The organism is Bradyrhizobium sp. P5_C11_2 (assembly GCF_054049755.1).
In genome coordinates, this window is sequence record NZ_JBFULT010000595.1 from 1 (window position 1) to 4,475 (window position 4,475).

The 4,475-nt window shown below is 65.0% G+C and carries 2 protein-coding genes; both read right to left on the minus strand.

From position 1 onward, the window contains the following. Positions 1–97: 97 nt before the first annotated feature. Entirely contained in the window at positions 98–2,599 is a 2,502-nt protein-coding gene (locus ACXJL8_RS34825; RefSeq protein ID WP_456621186.1) for a penicillin-binding protein 1A, read from the minus strand. Positions 2,600–2,830: 231 nt separating this feature from the next. Beyond that, positions 2,831–4,123, minus strand: a complete 1,293-nt coding sequence (locus tag ACXJL8_RS34830; protein WP_456686431.1) for an N-acetylmuramoyl-L-alanine amidase — start codon at positions 4,121–4,123, stop codon at positions 2,831–2,833. Positions 4,124–4,475: the final 352 nt, after the last annotated feature.

Consider the following 4,475-nt stretch of genomic DNA (forward strand, 5'->3'; position numbering starts at 1 on the left):
GAATTGGGCCCGCGTTCGATTTGTGAGCCGGATGTAGCGGTGACGGCGGCAAAGCGCAACCGCCCGCCCCTCCAACGCCGACGATTCCCGTCGTCGCCTACCAGAGTCCGCCGGTACCCGGGCGCATGAGGAAGCCGGAATCCGGCTGCTGCTGCTGCGAGGCCGGCATGCGGCTCTCGGCGTCGGCAACGCCGATGACCGAATAATTGTCCGGCGGCGCCGTGCCCGGCTTGAAGGCTTCGAGGATGGTTCCGCCGGTCTCGCCGGGGCCGGCGCGCATGCCGGTCTTGGCGACGACGCGGACCAGCTTGATACCGGCCGGCACCTTGAACGGAACTGCCTGCTTGTCGGCGAGCGCGAGCTTGAGGAAGTCGCGTGCGATCGGAGCAGCCAGATGGCCACCGGTCGCGGCGTTACCCTTACCGAGTGCACGCGGCTTGTCGTAGCCCATGTAGATCGCGACGGCGACGTCCGGCGAGAAGCCGACGAACCAGGCGTCCTTGGCCTCGTTGGTGGTACCGGTCTTGCCGGCGATCGGCTTGCCGACCTCCTTGACCACGGTCGCGGTACCGGCCTGCACGACACCTTCCATCAGCTCGGTGATCTGATAGGCGGTCATGGAGTCCAGCACCTGCTCGCGGCGGTCGATCAGCTGCGGCTCGGTCTGGTTCTTCCAGCCGCCCGGCGCGTCGCAGCCACGGCATTCGCGCTGGTCGTGCTTGAAGATGGTGTGGCCGTAGCGATCCTGGATACGGTCGATCAGCGTCGGCTTCACGCGACGGCCGCCATTGGCGATCATCGAATAGGCCGTCACCATCCGCATCGCCGTCGTCTCGCCGGCGCCGAGGGCGTAGGAGAGATAGTTCGGCAGTTCGTCATAGACGCCGAAGCGGCGGGCATATTCGCCGATCAAGGGCATGCCGATGTCCTGCGCGAGGCGCACCGTCACGGTGTTGAGCGACTGCCGCAGCGCGTTGCGCAGCGTCACCGGCCCCTGGAACTTGCCCGAGGAGAAGTTTTCCGGCCGCCACACGCCGGCGCCCTGGCCCTGGTCGATTTCGATGGGCGCGTCGAGCACCACGGTCGAAGGCGTGTAGCCGTTGTCCAGCGCCGCCGAGTAGACGATCGGCTTGAACGACGAGCCGGGCTGGCGATAGGCCTGGGTGGCGCGGTTGAACTGGCTCTGGTCGAACGAGAAGCCGCCGACCATGGCGAGCACGCGGCCGGTCCAGGGATCCATCACCACCATCGCGCCGGACACTTCGGGGATCTGGCGCAGCCGGTATTGGCCCTCGACCGGGTTGCCGTCCTTGTAGAGCGGATCGGCATAGATCACGTCGCCGGGCTGCAGCACCTGCGACACCGCGCTCGCCGCCCTGCCCTTCGCAGGCCCCGCGGCCGCCTTGGCCCATTTGATGCCATCGAGCGTGATGAGGCCGGTTTCGCGCTGCTTGCTGACGGCGCCGCCGAGCTCGCGGCTCGGCTGGAAGCCGATGCGCGCCGACTGGTCGCTGGTCTCCAGCACCACCGCCATGCGCCATGGCGAGATGTCGGACAGCGACTTGATCTCGGCGAGCTTCACGCCCCAGTCGCCCGACGTATCGAGCTTGCTCATCGCGCCGCGATAGCCCTGCTGCTCGTCATAGTTCACGAGGCCCGCGACCATGGTCTTGCGTGCCATGACCTGGATCTTCGGATCCAGCGTGGTACGCACCGACAGGCCGCCCTCATAAAGCTTCTTCTCGCCATAACGCTCGAAGATGTCGCGGCGGACTTCCTCGGCGAAATATTCGCCGGCGAAGGTGTGCGCGCCGTTGGCGCGGTTGGTGACGGCGAGCGGCTCCTTGCGCGCCTTGTCGGCGTCGGCCTGCTTGATCCAGCCGTTCTCCAACAGGCGGTCGACCACATAGTTGCGGCGCTCGATCGCGCGGTCGCGGTTGCGCACCGGATGCAGCGTCGCAGGCATCTTCGGCAGCGCCGCCAGATAGGACGCTTCCGCCACCGTGAGCTCGTTCACCGATTTGTCGAAATAGACCAGCGAAGCGGCTGCGATGCCGTAGGCACCGAGGCCGAGGTAGATTTCATTGAGATAGAGCTCGAGGATCTTGTCCTTCGAATAGGTCTTCTCGATCCGCATCGCCAGCAAGGCTTCCTTGATCTTGCGGGCGAACGAGACCTCGTTGGTCAGAAGGAAGTTCTTGGCGACCTGCTGGGTGATCGTGGAGGCGCCCTGCGGACGCCGGTTCGAGCCGTAGTTCTGGATGTAGACCAGACCGGCGCGCGCCATGCCGGTGTAGTCGATGCCGCCATGCTCGTAGAAATTCTTGTCCTCGGCCGCGAGGAACGCGTTGATCACGAGCTTCGGCACGGCCTGGATCGGCAAATACAGCCGCCGCTCCTTGGCATATTCGCCAAGCAGCGAGCCGTCGACCGCGTGCACGCGGGTCATCACCGGCGGCTCGTAATCCTGAAGCTGAGAGTAGTCCGGCAAGTCCTTGGAGAAATGCCAGATCAGGCCTGCCACGGCACCGACACCGACAAGGAACAACACCGTTCCCGCGGCGAACAGGAAGCCCATGAACCGCACAAGCAAGCGCATTATCTGTTTATCCGTTCAATCCCAAGATCAGGTCAAGATCAGCCCAAGGCGCCCAAAACGGGCGCCAACGTCACGTCGCGAATTCACCGGCCTACTCAAATCACATCCGTGCCGGGCCTAAAGACGCTTGCCGAGCGGGATTCTCGTCGATTCCGGAACCCCCTGCGGCGTTTTTATAAAGCGACCGCTGTGGCCAAACTAGGGCTTTCACGGCGGGACGGAAAAACCCCTTCAATTCGAAGACCCGACTGTGRCCATGCGCTTGGCCAGAAAGCCGTCGATCGCCTGCGCCATCGAGCTCACCGCGCGGGATCGCCAGCCCTCGGAGACCAGATGCTCGAGATCCCCCTTGTTGGAGACGTAACCGATCTCGACCAGCACCGACGGCACGTCCGGCGCCTTCAGCACCCGGAAGCCGGCCGATTTCAGGGGATGCTTGTGCATCCGCACGGCTGTCTTCATTTCCCCCATCAACAAGCGGGCAAAACGGTTTGAAAAGGTGCGGGTTTCCCGCTGGGTGAGGTCGATCAGGATGTCGGCGACATCGGTCGGCTCCTCCGCGAGATTGAAGCCGGCGATCGCGTCTGCGCGATTTTCCGCATCCGCCAGACGCTGGGCCTCGGCGTCGGAGGCCTTGTCCGACAGCGTGTAGATCGTGGCGCCCTGGGCATCGCCCTCCGCGCGCGGCAGCGCGTCGGCATGAATCGAGACGAACAGCGCAGCCTTGAGGTTGCGCGCGATCTTGGTCCGGTCATTGAGGGGAATGAAGGTGTCGTCGTCCCGCGTCATCACCACGCGGTATTTGCCGTTCTTTTCCAGCCGGTCGCGCAGCGCGAGGCCGAAGGCGAGCACCAGGTTCTTCTCGCTCTCGCCGCTCGACTGCGTGCCGTTGTCGATGCCGCCATGGCCGGGATCGATCACGACCACCGGGCGCCCATCGGCCTTTTGCGGGCCTGCTTCCGGGGCTGCGGTGGCGGGAACCGTGGCCGGCGGCGCGTCGGCGATCGCGGGCCGCAGCTCAGGCCGGTTTTCCGGGGCCAGCGATTGTACGAAGGCGGCGCGGTCGACCTCCTCCAGCTCGAGCACGAGCCGGGCCGGTTGGCTATTGGCCGCCTCCAGCACGTAGGAGTTGGCGATCTTGGCAGGTCCCGTCAGGTCGAACACGATTCGCGAGCCGCCGGGCATCACCAGCCCATAGCGGAAGGCCTTGACCAGCCCCCGCCCGGCCCCCGTGCCCGTGGGCAGCTGAAAATTCAGCTGGGGCACGTCGACCACCACCCGATACGGGTCGGCCAAGGTGACGGCGCGGAATGTGACCGTCTTGTCGAGGTCGAGAATGAAGCGGGTCTGCTTGCCGTCGCCGGCCAGCCGGGCAGCCGAGGCGATCGGAAAATTCGCTACCGCAACAGCGGGTTGCGGCTGGCTCTCGGCCGCGCTCAGGCGCGAGGAATCGGCACATGGCAGGGCTGCGGCGCACAGAAGTGCACACCCCAGCAAAACCCTTTGATTTGCGCGGCTCGCCACCGATTCCGTGCCTCCGAGCAGCCTCTTTAACGCAATAGAACCACAGGGTTAATCAGTCCCTAATGACAGGGACTAGAAACTCGCTGACTGTGACCGGTATGCGACGGTCCCTTGCACGGTTGGCCCATTCCTCGTATGTACGAAGGGCTGACGGCCAGTATTTTCGGTTGTGTCGCATTCAGCCTCCCGGTGCAGCGCCGGAACTCTCAAGGTTTGGGAATTCCAGCGTTTTTCCGTTCCCCCCGAAGGCCAGCGCGGTGCGCGGCAGCGAGGTGGATCGGGTCAAGCCCCGGCGGCAGACGGTCCCCGGTTACCCCTGTGTTTCCGGGACAGTTCTGACAGCGACGTGGCC

Excerpts from the sequence above, each read along its gene's own strand:
- ACXJL8_RS34825 (WP_456621186.1), bottom strand. The coding sequence starts at position 2,599 with ATGCGCTTGCTTGTGCGGTTCATGGGCTTCCTGTTCGCCGCGGGAACG.